At 75.2% G+C, this 5,052-nt stretch carries 2 protein-coding genes and 1 pseudogene; 1 reads left to right on the top strand and 2 read right to left on the bottom strand.

Features of this window, described 5'->3' with window-relative positions:
• Positions 1-2,289: pseudogene (locus tag ABD323_RS39410) on the bottom strand (hypothetical protein); the annotation flags it as partial.
• Positions 2,286-3,140, bottom strand: coding sequence for a DUF4132 domain-containing protein (locus ABD323_RS39415; protein ID WP_344446923.1), 855 nt, complete (start codon positions 3,138-3,140; stop codon positions 2,286-2,288). The gene ABD323_RS39415 and the pseudogene ABD323_RS39410, both read right to left, overlap by 4 nt.
• A gap of 327 nt (positions 3,141-3,467) precedes the next feature.
• Between ABD323_RS39415 and ABD323_RS39420 the strand changes: the two genes are divergently transcribed.
• Entirely contained in the window at positions 3,468-4,706 is a 1,239-nt protein-coding gene (locus tag ABD323_RS39420) for a glycosyltransferase (protein WP_344446924.1), read from the top strand.
• Positions 4,707-5,052: the final 346 nt, after the last annotated feature.

Raw genomic sequence — 5,052 nt, forward strand, 5'->3', positions numbered from 1 at the left:
CGCCAGGCGCGGCGGCAGCGCGGCCCGGCCGAGCTTGCCGCTCTGCGGGTCGTACTCCAGCAGGGCGGGACGCTCGGCGCCCGGGCCGTGGCCGCCGGCCCGCAGCACCCAGTGGCCGATGCCGTCGCCCAGCACCGGCCGCTCGGGCGGCAGGGCGGTGTCGCCCGCGTGCAGCACCCGCCCGCCGGTGGCGCGCCCGCCGTCGGGCAGCGGCAGCGAGCGCGGGGCCAGGCTGTGGTGCTGGTAGTAGCCGCCGGTCAGCCCCTCGCCGGTCAGCGTGAACGGCTCGGCGGGGCGGCCGGACCAGTAGCCGCGCTGGACGCCCTTCTCCTGCCAGCTCACCAGCAGTTCACCGTCCACGTACCGCAGCCGGGGGCGGTGCCAGCTGGGCAGGCCGCCGGGCAGCCGCAGGTCGTGCTCCAGCAGGATGCCCTCGGGGCCGACCACGACGGCCCGCCCGAGGTCGGCCAGGATCAGCGCGGGCCAGGCGTCCTCGACCAGGACGGCGTCGTTGACGGTGTGGCCCGGGGCGCTGCCGGTCGGGACGTCCTGGTGGCCGAGCCGGCGCAGCCCCTCCTCCAGGGCGGGCCAGCCGAGCTCGTCCAGGATGCCGGCACGCAGGGTGCCGGCGAGCAGGGCGGCGGTGTCCAGGGTGGCGATCCTGGCGGCGGCGGCCGGGTTGACGGCCAGCACGGCGTGCCGCACCGGTGCCAGCGTGGTCAGCAGGGTGTGCGCACCGGCCAGCCCGCGGGCGGCGAGCAGTTCGTCGGCCCGGTCGTCCGCCCAGGCCGCCAGCAGCTCGATCAGCACCGGGTACTGCGCGAGCCGGCTGTCCAGCTCGTCGGGGCGGCCGGCCGAGCAGACCGGCGGGACGGCGTTCTGCAGGGCGCGGCGGAAGCGCGGGTCACCGGCGACCGCCGCCAGGTCGCGCCGCCCGGGGCCGCCCTCGGCGAGCCAGGGAGCCAGGTTGACGGTCGGTTCGGCCGGCGCGTCGGCGATCGGCACGCCGTGCGCGAGCAGCAGGTCGAGCAGGTTGAGCGCGGTGGGGTGGCCGGGCAGCAGGGCCACCGGCACGGCCTCGGCGCGCAGGCGCTCGACCATCCGCTCGGCGAGCCCGAGCGTCTCGGCGCAGCTGGCGCGGGTGCCCCAGCCGCGGTCGAGGTGGGCGGTCCAGCGTTCCAGCCACCGGGCCGCCGGCTCCGCACCGCGGTACTGAGGATCCGTCAGGAGCCCTTCCGTACCCGACTCCTGGAGGATGCGCAGCCAGAGGGTGTCGGTCTCGGCGCGGTCGCCGGTGGAGGGGGTGGGCAGCAGCTCCAGCAGCCGGACCCGCACCGCCGCCTCGTCGCGGGCCAGCTCCACCAGCGGCGCCCGCCAGGACTTCCAGACCGCGACGGGCGCGCGGCCGATCGCCGGCGAGGTCAGCAACTCGGCGATCAGCTCCCGCTCCTGCTCGCGCTGGTCCAGCCCGGCGGCCCTGATCAGCGCGCGGGCGTCGTCGGCGATGCCCGCGTAGGGGGCCATGCCGGCCGCGGCGCGCTCGGTGCAGAGCTGGCGCAGCCGCGGCCAGGCGGTCGCCGGGTCGAGCCGGCCGGCGAGGTCGCGCACGTACTGGCGCAGCGCCTTGACGGTCAGCGCGCCGGCCAGGGCGAACTCCAGGAAGACCGCGCGCAGCCGCTCCTCGTCGACCTCCAGGCTGAAGGTGCGCTCGGCCTCGCGGGCGCGGCCGAAGTAGCTGCCGGCGTACCCCTGGTTGCCGAACTCCAGGAAGATCCGGCCGACCTGCTCGCAGTAGGTGGGCAGGAAGTGCGGCACCGCGCGGCCGAGCCGGCCGGCCAGCTCGTCGAAGCCGTCCTTGGCGTGGCCGGGCTTGGACTTGGCCTGCCGGGCGAGCCGCTCCATCTCCTTGACCACGGCGAGCGCGTGGTGGCCGTTGGCCGGGTCGTGCACCAGCGCCCAGGCGGGGAAGCCGAGCGCCTCCTGGCGGACCCGGCCGACCTCGGCCGGTTCGCCCTCGGGTGCCAGCCCCAGGAACTCCAGCGCGAGGTCCTCGGCGGGGCCCAGCGCGCCGGGCACCAGCCGCACCACCCGGCGCTCGCCCAGCGCCCGGTGCCGGTAGCCGCGCGCGGTGAGCACGTCGACCGTGCTGCCGGGCCCGGGCTCGCCGCCCTCGCCGCGGCCGCTGCGGGCACCGCGCCCGCCGGTGGCCGGCGGGTCGGCTGGCAGGATCGCGCCGGCCTCCAACAACCGCTCGTGGTACTGCCGTTCGGTCGACGTCGTGGTCGTCATGCCGACTCCTCCCCTTCGATCGCGCGGCCGGCGTACAGTGCGGCGGCCATCCGCATGCCCTCGGACCAGGCCACCGGGCCGATCTCGCCCAGCGGCACGGCCCGGCCGTCCGGGGCCGACCAGCTGAGCGGTCCGGTGCGGCACTCGTCGTACTCGTAGTAGTCGCCCACCCAGAGCCGGGCCTCCAGGGCCCGGCCGTCCTCGATCAGCGGCACCACGGCGAACCCGCCGCGCACCCGGTAGCCGAGGCGCGCGCAGCGGCCGAGCAGCTCGCGCAACTCCTTGTAGCGGCCGCCCTCGTAGGTGTCGATCCGGGTGGCCTGCGGGTCGAGGTCGGCCGGCCGGCGCCAGACCTCGCGGTGCAGCTGCTGCAGGCGCTGCTCGACGCCCAGCTCGGCGGCGAACTCGCGCAGCTCGTCGAGGTCGTCCAGCAGGACGGGGTGGGCCAGCCGGATCTCGGCGTCGATCAGCCGCACGGTGTCGCCGTCCAGGTCGACCACGCCCAGGCCGCGCTGCGGGTCCGCGTCGCGCAGGAACCCGGCGACCGCGCCGTCGGCGCCGGTGACCACCAGGTCGCGCAGCACGGCCCGCCAGGCCTCGTCCGGCCAGACCGCGACGATCACCGCGGCCGGGACCGGCAGCGAGCGGACCATCCACCGCTCGGCGTCCAGCAGGCACTGCCGCTCGTGCGCGCCCAGCCACTCGGCCAGCTGACGCAGCCCCACCACCGCCGGATCGTCCTTGAGTTTGGCGGGCACGCTCTTCAGCCGGCGGCCCGCCGCGTTGCGACACGCCACGCTGCCGTCCGGTTCCAGGGCGACCTCGTAGTCGCCTGCTGCCAACCACCCCACGACAGTTCCTCCCAGCCGCTGATCTCCAACTGGCTCGAAACATAGTGGGCGACACTGACAACGCCGCCGGGCCCACCCCCCGAACGCGACCCCACCGGTCCACCGCCTCGCCACCGCGCCGCCGGCCTCCCCGCCGCCCGCTTCCCGCACCCCGGAATCCACCCCGCACCCCACCCCCGAAAGCCCACCCGGCGCGAACTGACGCGCTCGATACGCCGATATTCGAAGAACCGTCACACTTGGCATGCGCATGGGTATTTAATGGGCGGTGCGGCCAGGTCTTGGCCCGGGGGTGGAACACGTCGGCCGTCGGCCGATGGGGGGACGATGCTGAGTTCCATATTCATGATCACGGTCTCCGGAACGCTCTTCTGGATGGCGGCACTCACCCTGTGGTGGATGCTGCACGCCTGGCGGACGCCCGAGACGCTCGCCGGCACGGCCTTCGCGGCCGCGGACGGCCGGTGCGAGCTCGCCTTCTCGCTGCTCGTACCGGCCCGGCACGAACAGGAGGTGCTGGCGCACACCGTGGAGCGGCTCCTGGAGTCCACCCACACCGGCTACGAGGTCCTCGTCGTGGTCGGCCACGACGACCCGCACACCGCCGAGGTCGCGGCCGACCTGGCCCGGCGCTGGCCCGACCGGGTCCGGGTGATCACCGACACCCACCCGGTCAAGAACAAGCCGAAGGCCCTCAACACCGCGCTGCCGCACTGCCGGGGCGAGGTGGTGGGCGTCTTCGACGCCGAGGACCAGGTGCACCCGGAGCTGCTCGCCCACGTCGACCACGCGTTCCGCACCAGTGGCGCGGCGGTGGTGCAGGGCGGCGTCCAGCTGATCAACTTCCACTCCAGCTGGTACAGCCTGCGCAACTGCCTGGAGTACTTCTTCTGGTTCCGCAGCCGCCTGCACCTGCACGCCAGGCGGGGCTTCATCCCGCTCGGCGGCAACACCGTCTTCGTGCGCACCGAGGTGCTGCGCGCGGCCGGCGGCTGGGACCAGGACTGCCTGGCCGAGGACTGCGACCTGGGCGTACGGCTCTCCAGCCGGGGCGCCAAGGTGGTGGTGGCCTACGACGCGGCGATGGTGACCCGGGAGGAGACCCCGGACACCCTGCACAGCCTGCTGCGCCAGCGCACCCGCTGGAACCAGGGCTTCCTCCAGGTCTACCGCAAGCGCGAGTGGCGGCGACTGCCCACCCGGCGCCAGCGGCTGCTCGCCCGCTGGACCCTCACCACCCCCTTCCTACAGGCCTTCTCCGGCGTGGTGATCCCGATCGACCTGGTGCTCGCGCTGACCGTGAAGCTGCCGGTCTCGGTGGCGCTCTTCTCCTTCGTCCCGGCGGTGCCGGCGCTCGCCACCGTCGCCTTCGAGGCGGTCGCGCTGCACGACTTCGGGGTGCAGTACGGCCTGCCGGTGCGGCCCGTGCACTACCTCAAGCTGGTCGCCGGCGGCCCGCTGTACCAGGTGGTGCTGGCCGGGGCGGCCCTGCGGGCGGTCTGGCGCGAGCACCGGGGCGACAGCTCCTGGGAGCTCACCAGACACGTCGGCGCGCACCTCGGCTGACCCGGGCCGGAACGGATCGTCCACGGAGGACATCCCCTTTCCGCCGTCACCGCCGCCGCCTCGGGCAGCGCGACGACCACCGCCACCACGGCCGCCGCGCCCCGGCCCCGCCACGGGCGGTGACAGCCGGCCCGCCGTCCATTCCGCGGGCCCGAAACCCGCCCACCGGTAACCCGTTCGACCCCGGACCGAAACACCGCGGGCCGAGGTCCCGCCACGCCCGTCGACCGGTATTCGACCCACCGCGCGAAACCGTCCACCCCTTCTCCCCGAGAAAGGCAGAAATTCGTGAGCGCCCTGCTGGACACCGCCGCCGACCCGCCGATCGCCCCACCCGGGGCGCGGC

Source organism: Kitasatospora nipponensis (assembly GCF_039528135.1).
GTDB lineage: Bacteria > Actinomycetota > Actinomycetes > Streptomycetales > Streptomycetaceae > Kitasatospora > Kitasatospora nipponensis.